Source organism: Priestia sp. 10L35 (assembly GCF_056395685.1).
The window spans coordinates 206386-226557 of the sequence record NZ_JBFTKA010000004.1 but is presented as its reverse complement, the minus strand read 5'-3'; the positions used below and the strand labels follow the sequence as shown (position 1 = coordinate 226557).

General features: G+C 37.9%; 20 protein-coding genes. 13 read left to right on the top strand and 7 right to left on the bottom strand.

What is annotated here, in order from left to right:
* Positions 1–4 precede the first annotated feature (4 nt).
* Complete coding sequence (locus tag AC1DEF_RS16755) at positions 5–1810, top strand: ABC transporter ATP-binding protein (protein ID WP_318331106.1); 1806 nt, start codon at positions 5–7, stop codon at positions 1808–1810.
* A gap of 153 nt (positions 1811–1963) precedes the next feature.
* Complete coding sequence (locus tag AC1DEF_RS16750; protein WP_013056047.1) at positions 1964–2626, top strand: potassium channel family protein; 663 nt, start codon at positions 1964–1966, stop codon at positions 2624–2626.
* A gap of 43 nt (positions 2627–2669) precedes the next feature.
* Here the strand turns inward: AC1DEF_RS16750 and rnjA are convergent, their stop codons facing one another.
* Both rnjA and AC1DEF_RS16740 read right to left on the bottom strand, forming a co-directional pair.
* A complete protein-coding gene (gene rnjA / locus AC1DEF_RS16745) occupies positions 2670–4337 on the bottom strand; it encodes a ribonuclease J1 (RefSeq protein WP_013056048.1) in 1668 nt (555 codons plus the stop codon).
* Positions 4338–4342: 5 nt separating this feature from the next.
* Positions 4343–4552, bottom strand: coding sequence for a DNA-dependent RNA polymerase subunit epsilon (locus tag AC1DEF_RS16740; RefSeq protein ID WP_057238645.1), 210 nt, complete (start codon positions 4550–4552; stop codon positions 4343–4345).
* Between the two features lie 548 nt (positions 4553–5100).
* On the opposite strand from AC1DEF_RS16740, the gene AC1DEF_RS16735 reads away from it, so the two are divergent.
* Positions 5101–5883, top strand: coding sequence for a Cof-type HAD-IIB family hydrolase (locus AC1DEF_RS16735; protein ID WP_097823991.1), 783 nt, complete (start codon positions 5101–5103; stop codon positions 5881–5883).
* 28 nt (positions 5884–5911) lie between these two features.
* Here the strand turns inward: AC1DEF_RS16735 and def are convergent, their stop codons facing one another.
* The gene (gene def / locus AC1DEF_RS16730; protein WP_013056051.1) at positions 5912–6466 is read right to left on the bottom strand and encodes a peptide deformylase; all 555 of its coding nucleotides are present in this window, start codon (positions 6464–6466) and stop codon (positions 5912–5914) included.
* Positions 6467–6640: 174 nt separating this feature from the next.
* On the bottom strand, positions 6641–6751 hold the full coding sequence (locus AC1DEF_RS16725) for a YjcZ family sporulation protein (protein ID WP_016763434.1): 111 nt from the start codon (positions 6749–6751) through the stop codon (positions 6641–6643).
* 169 nt (positions 6752–6920) lie between these two features.
* Between AC1DEF_RS16725 and AC1DEF_RS16720 the strand changes: the two genes are divergently transcribed.
* From AC1DEF_RS16720 to AC1DEF_RS16695, 6 genes are all read left to right on the top strand, one after another.
* Complete coding sequence (locus AC1DEF_RS16720; protein ID WP_097823990.1) at positions 6921–7586, top strand: YkyA family protein; 666 nt, start codon at positions 6921–6923, stop codon at positions 7584–7586.
* 581 nt (positions 7587–8167) lie between these two features.
* Entirely contained in the window at positions 8168–9283 is a 1116-nt protein-coding gene (gene pdhA, locus AC1DEF_RS16715) for a pyruvate dehydrogenase (acetyl-transferring) E1 component subunit alpha (protein WP_013082293.1), read from the top strand.
* 3 nt (positions 9284–9286) lie between these two features.
* Positions 9287–10264, top strand: coding sequence for an alpha-ketoacid dehydrogenase subunit beta (locus AC1DEF_RS16710; protein ID WP_013056055.1), 978 nt, complete (start codon positions 9287–9289; stop codon positions 10262–10264).
* Between the two features lie 102 nt (positions 10265–10366).
* Positions 10367–11668, top strand: coding sequence for a dihydrolipoamide acetyltransferase family protein (locus AC1DEF_RS16705; RefSeq protein WP_013082294.1), 1302 nt, complete (start codon positions 10367–10369; stop codon positions 11666–11668).
* Positions 11669–11671: 3 nt separating this feature from the next.
* Positions 11672–13084: a dihydrolipoyl dehydrogenase gene (lpdA, locus tag AC1DEF_RS16700; protein WP_013082295.1), complete on the top strand. Its 1413-nt coding sequence runs from the start codon at positions 11672–11674 to the stop codon at positions 13082–13084.
* Between the two features lie 249 nt (positions 13085–13333).
* Positions 13334–13576 carry a hypothetical protein gene (locus AC1DEF_RS16695; RefSeq protein ID WP_016763437.1) on the top strand — a complete coding sequence of 81 codons (243 nt, stop codon included), beginning with the start codon at positions 13334–13336 and terminating at the stop codon, positions 13574–13576.
* Between the two features lie 49 nt (positions 13577–13625).
* On the opposite strand, the gene AC1DEF_RS16690 is transcribed toward AC1DEF_RS16695, so the two are convergent.
* On the bottom strand, positions 13626–15146 hold the full coding sequence (locus AC1DEF_RS16690) for a glycine betaine uptake BCCT transporter (RefSeq protein ID WP_097823989.1): 1521 nt from the start codon (positions 15144–15146) through the stop codon (positions 13626–13628).
* Positions 15147–15538: 392 nt separating this feature from the next.
* On the opposite strand from AC1DEF_RS16690, the gene AC1DEF_RS16685 reads away from it, so the two are divergent.
* A complete protein-coding gene (locus tag AC1DEF_RS16685; RefSeq protein WP_013056059.1) occupies positions 15539–15664 on the top strand; it encodes a GapA-binding peptide SR1P in 126 nt (41 codons plus the stop codon).
* A 35-nt stretch (positions 15665–15699) separates the two neighbouring features.
* Here the strand turns inward: AC1DEF_RS16685 and AC1DEF_RS16680 are convergent, their stop codons facing one another.
* Positions 15700–17175 carry an aminotransferase class I/II-fold pyridoxal phosphate-dependent enzyme gene (locus AC1DEF_RS16680; protein ID WP_043979540.1) on the bottom strand — a complete coding sequence of 492 codons (1476 nt, stop codon included), beginning with the start codon at positions 17173–17175 and terminating at the stop codon, positions 15700–15702.
* Between the two features lie 531 nt (positions 17176–17706).
* On the opposite strand from AC1DEF_RS16680, the gene AC1DEF_RS16675 reads away from it, so the two are divergent.
* A complete protein-coding gene (locus AC1DEF_RS16675; RefSeq protein WP_013056061.1) occupies positions 17707–17976 on the top strand; it encodes a UPF0223 family protein in 270 nt (89 codons plus the stop codon).
* Between the two features lie 49 nt (positions 17977–18025).
* Here the strand turns inward: AC1DEF_RS16675 and AC1DEF_RS16670 are convergent, their stop codons facing one another.
* A complete protein-coding gene (locus AC1DEF_RS16670; protein ID WP_097823988.1) occupies positions 18026–18661 on the bottom strand; it encodes a YktB family protein in 636 nt (211 codons plus the stop codon).
* A gap of 267 nt (positions 18662–18928) precedes the next feature.
* Here AC1DEF_RS16670 and AC1DEF_RS16665 point away from each other — a divergent pair, with 267 nt between their 5' ends.
* Positions 18929–19114 carry a hypothetical protein gene (locus AC1DEF_RS16665; RefSeq protein WP_013056063.1) on the top strand — a complete coding sequence of 62 codons (186 nt, stop codon included), beginning with the start codon at positions 18929–18931 and terminating at the stop codon, positions 19112–19114.
* A 195-nt stretch (positions 19115–19309) separates the two neighbouring features.
* On the top strand, positions 19310–20116 hold the full coding sequence (locus AC1DEF_RS16660) for an inositol monophosphatase family protein (RefSeq protein ID WP_016763440.1): 807 nt from the start codon (positions 19310–19312) through the stop codon (positions 20114–20116).
* Positions 20117–20172 lie beyond the last annotated feature (56 nt).

Sequence of the window (20172 nt, the reverse complement as noted above, 5' to 3'; positions counted from 1 at the left end):
TAGAATGGAAGCCGAAAAAAATAAAGTTGTGCGAGAGCGCTTTTATTATCAAACAGATCAAATCATTGATAAGATGTTTAACTGGAAGCAAATGGCCCGCTTGTTTCGTTATCTTCATCCATATCGAAAAAACTTGCTTCTTTTCTCGTTTCTTATGGTCATTATCACAACGGTCATTAGACTCGCTATTCCTATTTTGATAGGTGTATATACGCTTGATCATGCTGTAAAAGATAAAAATAGCACGCTGCTCATGCAGTTAGTTTTCATAATCTTTAGCTTGTATGTACTATCTTATATTTCGAATATCTTTCGAATTAAATGGATGAACCAACTCGGGCAGCACGTTATATATGATTTAAGAAAACATTTATTTACGCATATTCAAGGGCTGTCGCACCGGTTTTTTGATACGCGTTCAGGAGGCTCTATTCTTGTAAGGATCATGAATGATATTAACTCTCTTCAAGATTTATTTACCAACGGGGTAGTTAACCTGTTTATGGATCTCTTATTGTTAGTGGGGATTGTAGTTATATTATTTTCTCTCAGTCCTGCTTTGACATGTGCTGTTTTAATCATTTTACCGGTTATGTTTTTGATTTCCACAAAGCTGAGAAGAAGAATTCGTCGGTCGTGGCAAGTTGTTCGTATGAAGCAGTCAGTATTAAATTCACATTTAAATGAGAGTATTCAAGGCATTCGCGTCACTCAATCATTTGCTCAAGAACAAGAAAATATGCTGTTTTTTGAGCGCATAAACAGTGAAAATTACGAGAGCTGGAGGCAAGCTACTCGAAAAAATGCCATGTTTCGACCGTTTGTAGAACTCACAAATGCTGTCGGAACGGCTATTTTAATTTGGTTCGGTGCTGTACTTATTCAAGATGAACGGCTAACAATTGGTATTTTTGTATCATTTGCTTTTTATCTTGGAATGTTTTGGGAACCGATTTCTCGTTTAGGGCAAGTGTATAATCAATTATTAATGGGAATGGCTTCATCCGAACGTATTTTTGAATTTCTAGATGAAAAACCTATCGTCGCAGATTTGGAAACCGCTACGTCTTTAGAGGATATGAAAGGAAAAGTTGAGTTCAAGCACGTCTCATTTTCCTATGATGGGAAGCGGAAAGCTTTAAACAACGTATCAATTGACATAAAAGAAGGCCAGACGGTTGCTTTAGTGGGGCATACTGGATCCGGAAAAACGTCCATTGCTAATTTAATCACACGTTTTTATGATGTGAACGAAGGGCAGATTTTAATTGATAATATGCCTATTCAAGATATTACGTTAGCGAGTTTACGAGCGCAAATTAGTATTGTGCTGCAAGAAACCTTTATTTTTTCAGGAACTATTATGGAAAACATTCGGTTTGGAAAACCGGATGCTACTGATGATGAAGTGATTAAGGCCGCGGAAGCGGTAGGGGCTGCAGATTTTATAAAGCGTCTGAAAAAAGGCTATGATACGGAAGTAGAAGAGCGAGGAAATGTCTTATCCGTGGGAGAGCGTCAATTGATTTCATTTGCTCGAACGCTGTTGGCTAATCCTCGTATTATCATTTTAGATGAAGCGACAGCAAGCATCGATACAGAAACAGAAGTGAAGATTCAACAGGCGCTTAAAACGCTGTTAAAAAACAGAACTGCCATCATGATTGCTCATCGGTTATCTACTATACGAGAGGCAGATAACATCATTGTATTAGATCACGGAAGCATTATTGAAACAGGGAATCACGGGGAACTAATGCAGCAAAAAGGCGTATATTATGACCTTGTTCAAACCCATGCTACAGCTTAAAAAAACAGAGGGAGCTCATCCTTCTGTTTTTCTATGAGTGTGAGAAATAGTAAAGAGATATAAGTGTTAACGGGAAAATGAGGTTGATACAAAAGAATTGTGGTAAAATAACGGTAGTTCAGATTTTTTCCTGTACATAATGGAGGAATTCAAATGAAAAAAGAATTTGCAGTCATCGGATTAGGTAGATTCGGAGGAAGTATTTGTAAAACATTAAGCGATCAAGGAATGGAAGTTCTGGCGATTGATATTGATGAAGAAAAGGTAAATGAGTATGCTAACGTTGCTTCGCATGCAGTAGTAGGCGATTCAATGGATGAAGGGGTTCTAAAAAGTTTAGGAATTCGTAATTTTGATCATGTTATCGTAGCTATTGGTGACAATATTCAGGCAAGTATTTTGACGACCCTTATTTTAAAAGAGCTGGGCGTTGAAAAAATAACGGTAAAAGCGCAAAATGATTATCATGCCAAAGTATTATCAAAAATTGGCGCTAATTTTATCGTGCATCCCGAACGAGATATGGGCCGAAGAATTGCCAATAACATGATTTCAAACAGCGTGCTAGATTATTTAGAGCTATCTGAAGAACACAGCATTGTCGAATTAGTAGCGAGCAAAAGAATGGCTGGCAATACGCTGATTGAGTTAGACATTCGTGCAAAATATGGCATTAACATTGTAGCCATTAAGCGTGATCGAGATATCATCGTTTCTCCTCAGGCGTCCGAAACGATTCAAGAAGGGGACGTGTTGATTGTTATTGGAGCAGATGCAGATATCAACCGCTTCGAAAATAAATTTGCCAGTGCTTAATAAAAAAAGAGCAGATGCAATTGCATCTGCTCTTTTTCTTTTATTAAACCTCCATAATGATTGGTAAAATCATTGGACGGCGCTTTGTTTTTTCGTAAAGGAATGGAGCCAATGTATCTGTGATTTCATTTTTAATCTCAGACCATTGTGACGTACGACGTTCCATCACTTTGTTCAAGTGTTTTGTAATGAGGGACTGTGCATCATTAATTAAGTCGCCAGATTCGCGCATATAAACAAAACCACGAGAGATAATGTCTGGACCAGCAGCGATCTTGAAGTCTTTCATATTGATGCTTACAACCACAATAACAAGACCTTCTTCAGATAAAATGCGGCGGTCACGAAGTACGATATTTCCAATGTCACCAATTCCGCTTCCGTCAATATATACAGAGCCTGAAGGGATTTTGCCAGCTACTGAAGCTTCGCTGTCGCTTAAAGCTAGCACTTCTCCATTATCCATAATGAAGCAGTTTTCTTCAGGAACTCCACAGTCTGTTGCAAGTTTGATGTGCATCTTCTGCATGCGATACTCACCGTGAATTGGCATAAAGTATTTTGGTTTCATCAAACGAAGCATTAATTTTTGTTCTTCCTGTCCGCCGTGTCCAGAAGTATGGATATCGTTTAGAGCACCGTGAATAACCTCTGCTCCTGCACGGAATAGCATATCAATTGTTTTGCTAACACTTACTGTATTTCCTGGAATAGGTGAAGATGAGAATACAACCGTATCTCCAGGGATAATTTGAATTTGGCGGTGAGTACCGTTTGCAATTCTAGATAGCGCTGCCATCGGTTCACCTTGGCTGCCTGTACATAAAATAGTCACGCGGTTAGCTGGAATTCGGTTAATTTGAGAAGGCTCAATGAACGTATCTTTTGGACATGAAATATATCCAAGCTGTTGGCCAATCTCAATAGCTGCTTCCATACTGCGTCCGAATACAGCAACTTTACGGTTATGCAATACGGCTGCTTCCACTACTTGCTGTAAGCGGTGAATATTTGAAGCAAACGTTGCAAAAATAATACGGCCGTCTACTTTACGGAAAATGTCATGAATGCTGTCACCTACGCGGCGCTCAGACATCGTAAAGTTAGGAATTTCACTGTTTGTACTGTCTGAAAGCAAGCATAGAACGCCTTCTTTGCCGATTTCAGCCATTTTTGTTAAGTTAGCCGGTTCGCCCACTGGTGTAAAATCAAACTTGAAATCTCCTGTATGTACGATTTGTCCGTTTGGTGTTTTTACCACAATTCCGTAAGAATCAGGAATACTGTGAGTTGTGCGGAAGAACGTTACCGATGTTTTACGGAATTTAATTACGTCATCTTCAGTAATTTCATGAAGCTGAGCTGTACGAAGCAACCCATGCTCGTCTAATTTGTTGCGAAGAAGTCCAAGGGCTAATTTCCCTGCATAAATAGGAATGTTTAATTCTCTTAATAAGTAAGGAATTCCGCCGATGTGATCTTCATGACCATGTGTAACGAAAAGGCCACGGATTTTATCTGCATTTTTTACTAAATAACTGTAGTCAGGAATAACGTAGTCAATTCCTAAAAGCTCATCTTCAGGGAATTTAATTCCTGCATCAATAAGAATAATTTCATCTTGAAACTGTACGGCATACGTATTTTTACCGATTTCACCTAGTCCACCCAGGGCGAAAACTGCCGTTTGATTATTTTTTACAAATTTCATTTTCATCATATCTCCAATACTTTAAAATCTTCATGCTGTTGTTCATATTCTAGATAGTCTCCAGTCACTGCTTGAACAAACTCAATATTAATTGAACGCGCTTTTAACTTTTTACGAACGTCACGCTCAGAATCTGCGTTCACATACACTGTTTTTGTATTTTCACGTACAGCTACTTCATTCATTTTTTCTTGAAAATAAACTTTAAAAATCATAACAAAAATCTCTCCTTAATTCCGAAATTCAAATAACTTATTTTATTATATTATAAAATGTGTATGTATTTCATGTATTTTCTAAAGAAACTTGCTTTCACTACATTTTAGTCATCTAAATATAACAAGTCAATTAATTATAGAATAATATTAATAGGAAACGGATACAAGACTATATTTTCCGGGCGTATAAAAAATAAGGGCTATTCCATTGTACGATGCAGACACACACTCTGCAAATTTTACAACAGAAAGCCCTAAAAAAATCGATTATGCCATCGTTTTTTTACGCAATAATTCATTCCAGCGTTTTAGCAGCCTTTTTCGAAAATCTTTTAACATGATTTTTCAGCTCCTTTGTTTTTTGCAATACCTGCCTGTCTCTCTCTGTACTTTTATTATATGATGAAAAGGGAGAGGTTTCTCGTGGTTAAATATGGAAATAATGTAAATAGGACCGCCCATTTATAGAGAAACCAGCGCTTGTTTGATATAATTGGAAAGGCTTAACAAAGAGATAAAAAATTATAAAAAATAAGGTGATAAACGTGGAACAAAAGATTATTTTTTTTGATATTGATGGAACGTTATTGGATCATGATAAAAAACTGCCTGCTTCTACAAAAAAAGCTGTCCAGCTGTTAAAAGAGCAGGGGCATGAAGTGGCAATTGCAACTGGAAGGGCTCCTTTCATGTTTAAAGATCTGCGTGAAGAGTTGGATATTCAAACATATATTAGCTTTAATGGTCAGTATATCGTTTTAAATGGAGAAGTTCTTTACAAAAACCCGTTAAATAAAGAAGAGCTTCAAGATTTAACGGCTTTTGCTGTTGAGCATGATCACCCTGTCGTATACATGGATCATGAAGATATGAAATCAAACATTGAGTTTCATGACTATATCGAATCCAGCATCAGCACGCTGAAAATTGGATTTACCCACCCTCACCACGATCCTACTTATTTCAAAGGGCGTGAAATTTATCAATCCCTCTTATTCTGTACAGCGGGAGAAGAAGCTCCTTATGAAGAAAAATTTAAGAAATTTGACTTTATTCGCTGGCATGAATTTTCAACTGATGTTTTGCCAAAAGGTGGATCAAAAGCGCGAGGAATTGAGACCATGATTGAAAAGCTTGGCTTTGACAAAAAAGATGTATATGCATTCGGAGACGGCTTAAACGATATCGAAATGCTGGAATTTGTGGGAAATGGCGTAGCGATGGGAAATGCGGAAGAAGTCGTGAAAGAAGTTGCTAATCTTGTTACAAAAGATGTAGCAGAAGATGGTATTCTCCACGGATTAGAGCTAGTAGGATTATTAAAGTAAGAAAAACGCGAGCTCTAGCTCGCGTTTTTCAGCGTTCATATGGAAAAGCATTTTCAGGTTCTTGAAATGGATTTTCTTTATTAATGTAATCATAAAACATAATTCCGTCTAAATGATCTATTTCGTGCTGAAAGACAACAGCAGGAAGACCTTTCAAACGAATTTTCACTTCTTCGCCTTCAAGCGTTGTGCCTTTTACTGTGATACGTGCATATCGAGGAACAAATCCTGGGATATCTTGATCGACAGACAAGCAGCCTTCACCGCCTGTAAGGTAGGTCTTTTCAACTGAGTGGCTAATGATCTTAGGGTTAAATAATGCATAGCTGTATAGCTTGCCTTTTTCATCCGTAACGTGTACCCCAATCATTCGTTTTGATACATTAATTTGAGGAGCGGCAAGCCCGATACCAGATCGCAGTCCATATTTAGCAGCAATTTCAGGATCTTGGCTGTTTTTTACATATTCTAATAAGCTATGTAAAATCTTTTTGTCTTCTTCAGAAGCAGGTAACGGTACTTCTTTTGCTACTTCTCGCAGCGTTGGGTGTCCGTCTTGAATAATATCGTTCATTGTAATCAACTTTCACATCTCCCTAGGCTATTTTATAGGTATAAAGTGTACCAAATCCGTATAAAAAAGTCATTACCTCGACCTTGACCACATAAATGTTTCTACTAATTATATGTATCAAACATATGGAAAAACATGCATAAGAAAAAATAAAAGCGACTGTTAGCCGCTTTTATTGTATAATTACCAGCCGCCACAGCTGCAGCCGATAATAACTAATAAAATGAACAGTACGATTAATAACACGAAACCTTTATTAGAACCGCCACAGCCATATCCACCATAACCCAACATAATGTAACCTCCCGTAGTTATCAATCCCAAGGTAAAAAGTAATAAACTCCCTTTTTTTCACGATTGGGTTAGTATAATATATTAAAAGGTGGAAAAAGGGTGTAGATAAATTGCTAATTTCCTACAAAAATTGTATAATGACCCATGAATAAGGGAGGATTTACCAGATATGAAGTGCGTCGGAAGATATATAGTTATCGGCATTGCTGCTATGTCACTAGCAGGATGTGCAGAGGGCTCATCGCCTGAGCTTGAGGTATATAATGGATTAGAAAAAGTGGTAGCACAAGAAAAGCAATTTGCTGATCAGCAAAAACCGTTAGCTGATTTAGAACAGCAAGAAAATGCGATATACGACCAAATTATTGAGCTAGGGATTAAAGATAAAAAGAAAATAAAAAATAAAGCACAAAAAGCGCAGCAGTTATTAGATGAGCGTGAAAGTAAATTACAAAAAGAAGAAAAAAGCATCAGCGCTTCGCAAAAACAATTTGAAGCGACAGAGCCGAAGATCCAAAAACTAGAGGATGGCAAAGCAAAAGAAGAGGCGCTTGAACTATCTTCGTTAATGAAGAAGCGTTATAAGGCTTACCAGTCCTTACATGATGCCTATCTTCATTCCATTGAATTAGATCGTCAGCTATATACGCTCTTTGAAAAAGACAATGTGAAATTAGAGAATCTTGAAACACAAATCGCTTCGATCAATGCTACTTATAAAGAAGTTGAAAAGAAAAAAGAAGCGTTTAACACATTAACAGCTGACTATAACAAAGCCAAAGAGGATTTTTATAACAAAACGAAGTTAAAGGTGAAAAATAGCGAGGATAAATAAGAAGGCCTGTGAAGTTTACAGGTCTTTTTTTTTGGCTGAAAAGGAAGGTTTTCTGAAATAAAGAAAGAGTTTCGACATGATTCAAGTAAAAATTACAAAAGGTTATTGTTTTAAAAAATCGTTTATTTGTGGCAAGATAGGAGATGTGCAGACGTAAAAAAAGAAAAGGTTATTATAAAACATATAATACAGTTTACATCTGTGTAATAGTACAGCATGTCTTTTTTATGTGTTTTATTTCACAAACTAAAAAAGCGTAATTTCTTGATGTAAATGCATTGACGAACTGTTTTAGTGTATTGTAAACTAGGTAGCGTAGTAAGTGTTGTATTAATCATTTTTGCAAAATAATTAATACAGTTTAACGAAACGTTCGTTTCGCTTAAACTTTCCTTTTACGTAAATGTTTGCACAGAATTCGCTGGGGAATACATAGAAATGTTAAGGATTAGCGAATTCAAAAAGCTACTCGACAAAATATGACTTTTACTTGTCCATTTGGGACATTCTAAAAGCGTGTATGTTTGTTTGATTAGTAAAATGAATTTATACGGCTTAAATGAAAGGAAGAGGTGACTTAGATGGCTGCTAAAACTAAAAAGGCTATTATTGATGTATCAAAGCAACTTGATAAAATCGCTGAGCAGTACCAAACGTTCCAAATTCTTAATGAAGAGGGCGAAGTAGTAAATAAATCAGCGTTGCCAGATTTATCTGACGAAAAATTAAAAGAGTTAATGACTCGCATGGTATACACTCGTATTCTTGATCAACGTTCAATTTCATTGAACCGTCAAGGTCGTTTAGGTTTCTATGCACCAACTGCTGGGCAAGAAGCTTCTCAAATCGCTTCACATTTCGCATTAGAAAAAGAAGACTTCATTTTACCTGGGTACCGTGATGTGCCTCAGTTAATTTGGCATGGTCTTCCACTATATCAAGCGTTCTTATTCTCTCGTGGTCATTTCCACGGTAACCAAGCGCCAGAAGGTGTAGATATACTTTCTCCACAAATCATCATCGGTGCACAAATCGTGCAAACTGCTGGTGTGGCACTAGGTCTTAAAAAGCGCGGTAAAAAAGCAGTAGCGATCACTTATACAGGTGACGGCGGAGCTTCACAAGGTGACTTCTACGAAGGTATGAACTTCGCAGGTGCATTCAAAGCTCCGGCAATCTTTGTTGTACAAAACAACCGCTTTGCAATTTCAACACCAGTTGAAAAGCAATCTGCAGCACGTACAATCGCTCAAAAAGCAGCGGCTGTTGGTATCCCAGGCGTTCAAGTAGACGGTATGGATGCACTAGCAGTATACGTTGCAGTAAGCGAAGCTCGTGAGCGTGCAGTAAACGGTGAAGGTCCAACTTTAATTGAAACATTAACTTACCGTTATGGTCCACATACAATGGCTGGTGACGATCCAACTCGTTATCGTACAGCTGAACTTGACACTGAGTGGGAAAAGAAAGATCCACTTGTTCGCTTCCGTAAATTCTTAGAAGCTAAAGGCATCTGGAATGAAGAAGAAGAAAACAAAGTAATCGAGCAAGCTAAAGAAGATATCAAACAAGCTATTAAGAAGGCTGACGATTATCCAAAACAAAAAGTTACAGATTTAATGGAAATCATGTACGAAACTATGCCTTCAAACTTACAAGAGCAATATGAAATCTACAAAGAGAAGGAGTCGAAGTAAGCCATGGCGCAAATGACAATGATTCAAGCGATTACTGATGCGTTACGCACAGAAATGAAAAACGACGAAAACGTATTAGTTTTTGGTGAAGACGTTGGCGTAAACGGTGGAGTATTCCGTGCGACTGAAGGTCTTCAACAAGAATTCGGCGAAGATCGCGTATTCGATACGCCATTAGCTGAATCTGGTATCGGTGGTCTTGCTGTGGGTCTATCGACTCAAGGTTTCCGTCCGGTTCCTGAAATTCAATTCTTTGGTTTCGTATACGAAGTACTTGATTCTGTATCAGGTCAAGCTGCACGTATGCGCTACCGTTCTGGCGGTCGCTGGAATGCACCAATTACATTCCGTTCACCATTCGGTGGAGGCGTTCATACACCAGAACTTCACGCTGATAGCTTAGAAGGTATCGTAGCATCTCAACCTGGTTTAAAAGTTGTAATTCCTTCAACTCCATACGATGCAAAAGGTCTTTTAATTTCATCAATTCGTGATAACGATCCGGTTGTATACTTAGAGCACATGAAGCTTTACCGTTCATTCCGTCAAGAAGTACCTGAAGAATCATACACAATTGATTTAGGTACAGCTGATGTGAAACGTGAAGGTACAGACGTAACGCTTATCGCTTACGGTGCAATGGTACACTCATCATTAAAAGCAGCTGAAGAACTAGAAAAAGAAGGTATCTCTGCTGAAGTAGTGGACTTACGTACAGTTCAACCTTTAGATATCGATACAATTCTTGCATCAGTTGAAAAAACTGGTCGCGTAGTAGTAGTTCAAGAAGCTCAAAAACAAGCTGGTATCGCAGCTAACGTTGTAGCTGAAATTAACGATCGTGCAATCTTAAGCTTAGAAGCACCAGTATTACGTGTAACAGCACCGGATACTGTGTTCCCATTCTCTCAAGCTGAGGGCGTATGGTTACCAGACCACAAAGATATCGTTGAAACAGCTAAGAAAGTACTTGAATTTTAATTAGCATTTTACTGTGATAGAAATCAGCTTTGTGCTGATTTCTGTCTTAGATAAAATAAACACTAACAAATTGAACGCAACTAACTAGGAGGGTGAAGACACGTGGCATTTGAATTTAAACTGCCGGATATCGGTGAAGGTATCCACGAAGGTGAAATTGTAAAATGGTTCGTAAAAGCTGGAGATGAAATTGATGAGGATGATGTACTAGCAGAAGTACAAAATGACAAAGCTGTTGTTGAAATCCCATCTCCTGTAAAAGGTAAAGTATTAGAAGTAAAAGTTGACGAAGGTACAGTAGCTACTGTAGGACAAGTTATCGTTACTTTTGATGCTCCTGGATACGAAGACTTAAAATTCAAAGGTGACGATCATGATGATGCACCAGCAGAAGAAGCTAAAGAAGAAGCTTCAACTGAAGAAGTGACTGAAGAAGCAACAGCTCCTGCAGCACAAGCTGATGTTGATCCTAACCGTAAAGTAATTGCTATGCCTTCAGTGCGCAAATATGCTCGTGAAAAAGGTGTAGACATTAAAGCTGTTCCTGGTTCAGGTAAAAACGGACGTATTGTTAAAGATGACATCGATGGCTTCCTATCTGGTGGTTCTACAGCTACAGCAACTGCTGAAGCTCCAGCTAAAGAGGAAACTGCTTCAGCTGAACCAAAAGCAGCAGCAGCACAAGCTATTCCTGAAGGCGACCTACCAGAAACTCGCGAGAAAATGAGCGGTATCCGTCGTGCAATCGCAAAAGCTATGGTTAACTCTAAACACACTGCTCCACACGTAACATTAATGGATGAAATCGATGTAACAGCTCTTGTTGCTCATCGTAAAAAATTCAAAACAGTTGCAGCAGATCAAGGTATTAAATTAACATTCTTACCTTACGTGGTAAAAGCGTTAACTTCAGCACTTAAGAAGTTCCCAGCTCTTAACACTTCAATCGATGACTCTACTGATGAAGTAATTCAAAAACATTACTACAACATCGGTATCGCTGCTGACACTGAAAAAGGTCTTTTAGTACCAGTTGTGAAAAATGCTGATCGTAAATCTGTGTTCGAAATTTCTGATCAAATTAACGACCTTGCTGGAAAAGCACGTGATGGTAAATTAGCTCCTGCTGAAATGAAAGGCGCTTCTTGTACAATCACAAATATCGGTTCTGCTGGTGGACAATGGTTTACTCCTGTTATCAACCACCCAGAAGTTGCAATTCTAGGTATCGGACGTATCGCTGAAAAACCAGTTGTACGCGACGGTGAAATTGTAATTGCTCCAGTATTAGCATTATCACTAAGCTTTGACCACCGTATTATCGATGGCGCAACAGCTCAAAACGCTCTTAACCAAATCAAGCGTTTATTAAATGATCCAGAATTATTATTAATGGAGGCGTAATAAATGGTAGTAGGAGATTTCCCAATCGAAACTGATACTCTTGTCATTGGTGCTGGCCCTGGTGGCTACGTTGCAGCAATTCGTGCAGCTCAATTAGGTCAAAAAGTTACAATCGTAGAAAAAGGTAACCTTGGAGGCGTATGCTTAAACGTTGGTTGTATTCCTTCAAAAGCATTAATCGCTGCAGGTCACCGTTTTGAACACGCTAAACATTCTGAAGACATGGGGATTATCGCTGAGAACGTAACAGTTGATTTCTCTAAAGTTCAAGAATTCAAAAACGGCGTTGTAAACAAACTTACTGGCGGTGTTGAAGGCCTTCTTAAAGGTAACAAAGTTGACATCGTAAAAGGTGAAGCTTACTTCGTTGACAGCGAAACTGTACGTGTAATGGATGAAAATTCTGCACAAACGTACAAATTCAAAAATGCTATCCTTGCAACTGGTTCTCGCCCAATCGAGATCCCTGGATTCAAATTCTCTGAGCGCGTAATCAACTCTACAGGTGCATTAGCGCTTAAAGAAGTTCCTAAAAAATTAGTTGTAATCGGTGGAGGTTACATCGGTACTGAGCTTGGTACTGCTTTTGCTAACTTCGGTACAGAAGTTACATTTGTAGAAGCTGCTGATGAAATCTTAGCTGGTTTTGAAAAACAAATGAGTTCACTTGTTAAACGTAACCTTAAGAAAAAAGGAAACGTTGAAATCTATACAAAAGCAATGGCTAAAGGTGTTGAAGAAACTGCTGACGGCGTACAAGTTACGTTTGAAGTAGGCGGAGAGTCAAAAGTAATCGATGCTGACTACGTATTAGTTACTGTAGGTCGTCGTCCTAATACTGATGAGCTTGGTCTTGAGCAAGTTGGCGTTAAAATGACTGACCGTGGTCTTATCGAAATCGATAACCAAACTCGTACATCTGTAAGCAATATCTTTGCAATTGGTGATATCGTAACTGGACCACCACTTGCACACAAAGCTTCTTACGAAGGTAAAATCGCAGCTGAAGTAATCGCTGGCGAACCTGCTGAAATTGACTACTTAGGAATTCCAGCAGTTGTATTCTCTGAGCCTGAGCTTGCATCTGTAGGTTATACTGAAGCACAAGCGAAAGAAGAAGGATTAGCTGTTAAAGCTTCTAAATTCCCATTTGCTGCTAACGGACGTGCGCTTGCACTTAACGCTGCAGAAGGCTTCTTAAAGCTTATCACTCGTAAAGAAGACGGAGTAGTTGTTGGTGCTCAAATCGCTGGACCTAGCGCATCTGATATGATCGCTGAGCTTGGTCTTGCTATCGAAGCTGGCGTAACAGCTGAAGATATCGCATTAACAATTCACGCTCACCCAACATTAGGTGAAATCACAATGGAAGCTGCTGAAGTAGCTATTGGAAGCCCAATTCACATTGTAAAATAATGTTTTTAAAAAGCTGATGCGTATGCATCAGCTTTTTTTTTGAAGAAAACGGTTTTCATAAAGTATCAGATGCTTGTCAGACAGTTTTTGTTGATGATGAGTATCTCCTTTAGAGGAAACGTGTAAAAAGCGCTGAGGCAGTCTTAAATGAGCTCTAGATGCATACATATGAAGTGGGACGTGCTTTCCTTATAAGTAGATAAAAAAATTGCTCTTTTGGATAACGAATGAAAAGGCGGCGAAGGAGCTATGAAGACGTATTTCGTTTGGAGCTTACACATTGTTATTTGGATGGGTTATTCACTGGTTGAATTGCTATCAAAACGTGATCAGTTGACATCTAAAATTATTTTATTTTTAGTATTTGCTTATTTAGCTTACGGCATAGCAGAAATGAACGTCAAATCTAAAAGACTGGCGCTTATGATGACGGGTACGACTTCAGCTGTCTGCTTGACATGTTATCAACTAATTTTATTTTGCACAGCGTAAGATTGCATAAAAAAAGCGTTAGCTTATATAAGCTAACGCTTTTTTTGTCTTACACAGTTTTCTTTTCTCTTTTCAATGCGCCTTCTTCTTTAAATGCTTTCATTAATGAGAAGACGGTTAGCACCAGCACAATTGAGAATGGAAGTGCTGCTATAATCGCAGCTGTTTGGAGCGCGTCCAAACCACCTGTCCAAAGCAGAATGATTGCTGTTAACGATTGAATTAATCCCCACGTAAGTTTAATAGAGCCTGAAGGATTTAGATCACCATTTGTTGTCTGCATTCCTAAAACAAATGTAGCTGAATCAGCTGATGTAATAAAGAACGTAGCAATTAAGCAAATAGCGACAATGGACATGAACGTACCAAATGGAAATTGTTCAAGTACATAGAATAAAGCAACTTCTGTTCCTTTATTGTTGATAACATCCATAACAGGAAGATCCTTAAAAAAGTCTAAGTAGACCCCAGAACCTCCGAATACAGCAAACCATAATCCACCAAATACGGTCGGAACAGCTAGTACACCAATTAAAAATTCTCGAATGGTTCTGCCTCGTGAAATACGAGCAATGAACGTACCAACGAACGGTGCCCAAGCGATCCACCATGCCCAGTAGAAAATTGTCCAATCTTGAACCCAGGTGCTGTTATCAAACGGGCTCAATCGAAAACTCATTGACGGCAAGTTTTGAATGTAGCTGCCAATGGTTGTAACGAATAAGTCCATAATAAAGTTGGTTGGACCTGCAAATAACAAGAACAGCATTAGCAGAATAGCTAAAACAATATTAATGTTACTCAAATACTTAATACCTTTGTTCAGCCCCGTCTGTGCTGACAGCATGAACAAGAACGTCACGATAATAATAACAATTAATTGAGTCGTGAAATTATTGTCAATACTTGGCGACAAGTAAGAGGCTCCACCGGTAATTTGAATAGCGCCCAGTCCTAGAGACGTCGCCACCCCAAAAATAGTTGCAAATACGGCGATGACGTTTATGATCGTTCCAAGAGGTCCATCAACACGTTTTCCTAATAGTGGACGTAAAATATTGCTGATGATGAACGGATAACCTTTTCTAAATTGAAAATATGCAAGGGCCAGTGCAAGAACGGAATAAATAGCCCAAGGATGTAAACCCCAGTGGAAAAACGAATAACGTAGAGCTGCACGAGCTGATTCTGCTGTACCGCCTTCACCAGAAGGTGGAGTATGAAAATGATTGATTGGTTCTGAAACACCCCAGAATACAAGTCCAATCCCCATACCAGCACTAAATAACATGGCAAACCACGAGACATAACCATACTGAGGCTTTTCGTCAGGTTTACCTAATTTAATGTTTCCGTACTTTGAAAAAATTAAGTACAGCGTAAAAACCAAGAATAATGTAGCCGCTAATAAATAATACCAGCCAAATTTCTCGATGATAAAACTATGTATTGCCGATGTAACAGGTGTGAGCGCTGCGCTTCCTAGCGTAGATTCCGGAATAACACCCCATACGATAAATACTGCAGCAATAATAACCGAAATGATAAAAACGGGAGTCAGTTTTTTCATCGATTAACACTCCTTTCCTATTCTATTTTACATAACATAGTGTTTCATATAGCCTTTTCAGCTATACATGAAACCACATGGTTATACATTGTAGTGAAGTTTGTATGAAATGTCTACCCTATTAGTAAGAAAAAGCGGAAAGAGAACAAATTCTTATTTTTCTTAATTATTTTAAAGTGCTGAAATAGATGTGAAATTAGACATTGTTTTTTCATATAAATAGAGATGATGCTAAGCGTTCAGCTTTTTGAAAACAAATATAACATTTATGTGAAAAATATTTTTAATGTGACATACTAATTAGTTGTTGACATATTTAATGTGACATAATAATATAATATCAAGAGTTGTAAAACGCTTACAAAAAAGACGGTTAAAGGGGAGTTTACAAAATGGGAACAATCGTATGTCAAACATGTAACTGCACAATTGATCATTTCGAAGATGAGAAAGTGACGCGATTATACTCAACATGTAAAAGCGGAGAATGTCAAAAGGCAGATGAAGATTTAGATTAATTCAATAAAAAAAGGTGCGGATTTCCGCACCTTTTTTATTGAATTGCTTTATGTTCTTTAATGACACGAAATGTTTTTAATTCAAAATCTTCCGGACCCTGCACAGGTAAACCTGCCTCTAAGTTTGTTTCAATGTAGGTTAAATTTTCCTCAGTGATGATTTCCCCAGGAATAAAAATAGGAATACCAGGAGGGTAGACCATCACAAATTCCGCAATAATACGGCCTGCCGATTCATGAAAAGGTACCACTTCGGTTTCAGCGTAAAAAGCATCGCGAGGTGTTAAAGCCAATACAGGAATATCAGGCAATAAAATAGCCGGTTTTGCCGTTGTCTCAGAAAGATTATGGAATTTTGCAGATAACTCACGCAGAGCCATGATCAGACGTGAAAGGTCTTCTTCTGTATCTCCAGGCGTGATAATACATAGAATATTATAAAGGTCAGACATTTCAACTTCGATATTATGAGCTTCACGCATCCATTTTTCTACGTCATAGCCCGTAATTCCTAAATCTGAAACAGAAATAATTAATTTAGTAGGGTCTAAATCATACGTAGCTTTTGTCCCTAAAATTTCTCTGCCTATACATCGGATATGCTCAATGGTATTAATTTCTCTTCGTGCTTTTTCAGCAAGAGAAATTGCACGTTCAGCCAGCTCTTTTCCTTCTGTAGCTAATCGTTTTCGTGCAACATCTAAAGAAGCCAGCAGCAGATAAGATGTTGATGTTGTTGTCAGCATGCTTAAAATAGACTGTACACGTTTTGGAGAAATTAAGCCTTCGCGTATGTTTAGAATTGAACTTTGCGTCATAGAGCCGCCTAATTTATGCACGCTTGTTGCTGCCATATCTGCGCCGGCCTGCATAGCAGACAAAGGCAAATCATCATGGAAGTGAATATGAACGCCGTGAGCTTCATCAACAAGTACAGGCACTTGATACGAGTGGGCAATTTCTACGATTTTACGAAGGTCTCCGGAAATTCCAAAATAAGTTGGATTGATAACAAGCACTGCTTTTGCTTCAGGGTGCTGCTTTAAGGCTTTTTCTACAGAGTCCGATGTAATACCGTGAGAAATGCCAAGATTTTCGTCAATTTCAGGGTGAATAAAAATAGGCGTAGCTCCTGAAAAAACAATCGCACTCATAACAGATTTATGCACGTTTCTAGGAACGATAATTTTATCTCCAGGCCCACATGTCGCCATGACCATTGCCATAATTGCTCCGCTCGTTCCTTGAACAGAGAAAAAAGTATGGTCAGCACCGAATGCTTCTGCAGCTAAATCCTGCGCTTGTTTGATAATGCCTTTTGGCTGGTGAAGGTCATCAAGAGGACCGATATTAATTAAATCAATGGATAAAGCATCATCGCCAATAAATGAGCGGAATTCAGGATCCATTCCATTTCCTTTTTTATGTCCAGGGATATGGAATTGTGTTGGGTTTTTCTTAGCGTGATTAACCAATCCAGTAAATAATGGAGTTGAAAATTGAGAAGACAACTTTGCTATACACCTCTTTTATCATAAATTGTCAGTCCCTCTAAGCAAAGCTTAGAGGGACTTTGATTGTTTTTTTATCAAATTACAGCATTCAATTTTATATACCAAAAACTAGTGGCTGTTGAATTCTACATATTAAAATATCACATGTTTTTTCTATAAAAGAAATTCAACAGAAATGCTATTCGGCAGTTTTCTTGATTTTAACCATTATATAAATGAATGAAACGTGTATGTTTACTACTGTTTGATAATATAAATACAATTTTTAGTTAAAAAAATACAAGTAATTGTAAACTGCTTATTACTCATGATTTTATAGTTCTTTATGTTTTGAAAATCCCCATAAAACAAAAGAATTATAGCACTTATTAACCCATTTGCAAAGATATTTTAAAGAGAAAATAAAAAGAAAAAAAAGGAGAAATTCTTTTGTGTGAAAAGAGAATAAATTTTGTGTACATTATAGATTGTGATAGAGTTAAGAATATAGATATACATAGATTGAAGAAATAAATGGAGTGATGAGAAGTGGAATATCAATACCCTATCTCCCTTGATTGGAGTACAGAAGAAATTATTGATGTAGTGAAGTTTTTTGAAAGCATTGAACGAGCTTATGAAAAAGGTATTGAGCGTGATCACCTAATGGCAGTCTATCGCCGATTTAAAGAAATTGTGCCAAGTAAAGCAGAAGAAAAAACAATCTGTAACGATTTTGAAGATCAAAGCAAATACTCTTCTTATCGAACGATTCAAAAAGCAAAGGCTGCTTCTTCTGGAGACATCATAAAAATGTAAAAAATGGAGCCAAGCTTGGCTCCATTTTTTTTATATCAATTCGTTAAAATTATGCATATGCTTTTTTAGTTAGTTCATATAATGGAGTTACCGTATGAAATGTTTGTTCAATACGAGCTATCCATTCTTCGCCGTTCATTGCAATCGCTTCTTCTTTTGGAATTGTAATACCGCATAGGATCTCAGCTTTTTTAACCGTCTCTAGACGTTCAAACAAACTCTCTAAGTCTTCAGAAGATAAGTCGCCCATTTTGTCACTATCAGGTTTTGTATGATCTTTTGACCAAACAAACGAGGCTGGGATATTTTGACGAATCTCCTCAATGTTTTGTTTTAGCAGCTTTCCAAATTGTTCTTTAATAGCTGATTCGTAAATGACGGCGAACCACACAAAGACATGTGTTTCCCAAAGGCCAATTTGAAAATGAGGGAGCTTTTTATACCCGCGTTTACTGTTAGCAAAGGCTACCCACGTATCTGCTGGCGGGTTAACTGTTCTTCGTGCATGTTTGGCAATGTGTACGAACATTTCATCTCCACACAGTGAAGAAAGAGTAGGAGCAAAATGATTGCTCAATTGTTCGAATTTTGGGCGTATCGTTGTCTTGATGGCTTCCATACGTGCATCAAGTCCCTCGATACGGAATACGTTAAAGTCATCTTGTGAAAATCCTGAGAATGCCATGTGAAACCTCCGTTTTTTAGTGAATATGTATAGCTGCTGTGCATCTATGCAAGTAAGTATGATTTACGCGAAGATTCTACCACATGAAAAGCATAAACACCAATTAATTCGCATATGCTTGTCAAAACGTGTCTATCATTTTTTTATAGGTAATCACACAATTTAGTTACATGAGATTAGGTTTCGACATAGACTATATCAATCAAAATATCTGAAAATTTAGTTTTCTATAAGCGGGTTCAATAATTTGAGAGGGGTGTTTGAAACATGAAACAAGTGGTGAATATGTATAAGAAGAATGATGGACAAAAAAGATTAGGTGTAATTCGTTTGGAGTTAGATTACGAGTTAGCGACGTTATATGAAGCCATGATGGAGAATAATGAGGAACAAAAACAAAAATGTAAGCGAAAGCTCGAGAAACTTCGTGAAGAAATGATATCTCTTCAGTAGCAGATACGGGAATAAAATAGAACAAATAAGGGTAAACTGTAAAAAAGGATTAAACTGAATGAGCAGATTCATAAGTGGTAACAGAGCACGTGGGAGAAGAAGCGGCAGTTCTTCTCCCACGTGCTCTGTTAATTGACATCTTGCAGAGGTTTTTTTAAGCTTAAATAAGAGACGTATTTTTGAGGGGGAATTGAGATGACGCAACGCTGGAAAGAAATCGATACATACGTTAAAGAGTGGCTAAAAGAAGCTGGACAAAAAATTCAACAGTCGTTTAGTAAAGAACTTCTCATTCAAACGAAATCGAATCCAAATGATTTAGTAACAAATATGGATAAAGAAATCGAACAGTTTTTTATCTCAAAAATCAATGAAACCTTTCCGGAACATCATATTCTCGGAGAAGAAGGATATGGAGAAGAGCTTGAATCAGAAGAAGGAACGATTTGGATTATCGATCCAATCGACGGGACGATGAACTTTGTTCATCAGCAGCGGAATTTTGCTATTTCTATCGGTATATTTGAAAATGGTGTAGGACAAGCAGGTTATATTTATGATGTTATTCATAATGAGCTGTATCATGCTTTAAAAGGACAGGGCGCGTTTATGAATGACATCCAATTGCCGAAACTTGAACCTGTACCAGTTGAACAAGCTATTATTAGCCTAAATGCAACATGGGTAACTGAGAACCGCCGTATTGATCCTTCCGTATTAAGTCCGCTTGTGCGTAAAGTAAGAGGGACCCGTTCATATGGATCCGCAGCTATTGAGCTTGCTTACGTAGCGGCTGGACGCTTGGATGGATACATTACTCTACGTTTGGCTCCATGGGACTTTGCTGCCGGTAAAGTATTGATTGAAGAAGTTGGAGGAGTTATGACGGATTTAGAAGGAAAGCCGTTAGAAATTCTTGAAAAAAGCAGTGTATTTGTAAGTAAACCAACATTACATGACGAAATCTTTCGTACGTACCTTGAAGGAAAGTGGAATAAATAAAATAGAAGTGAAGACTTACGTGTAGTCAAAGAATTTTGTGATGAAAAAACGTCATG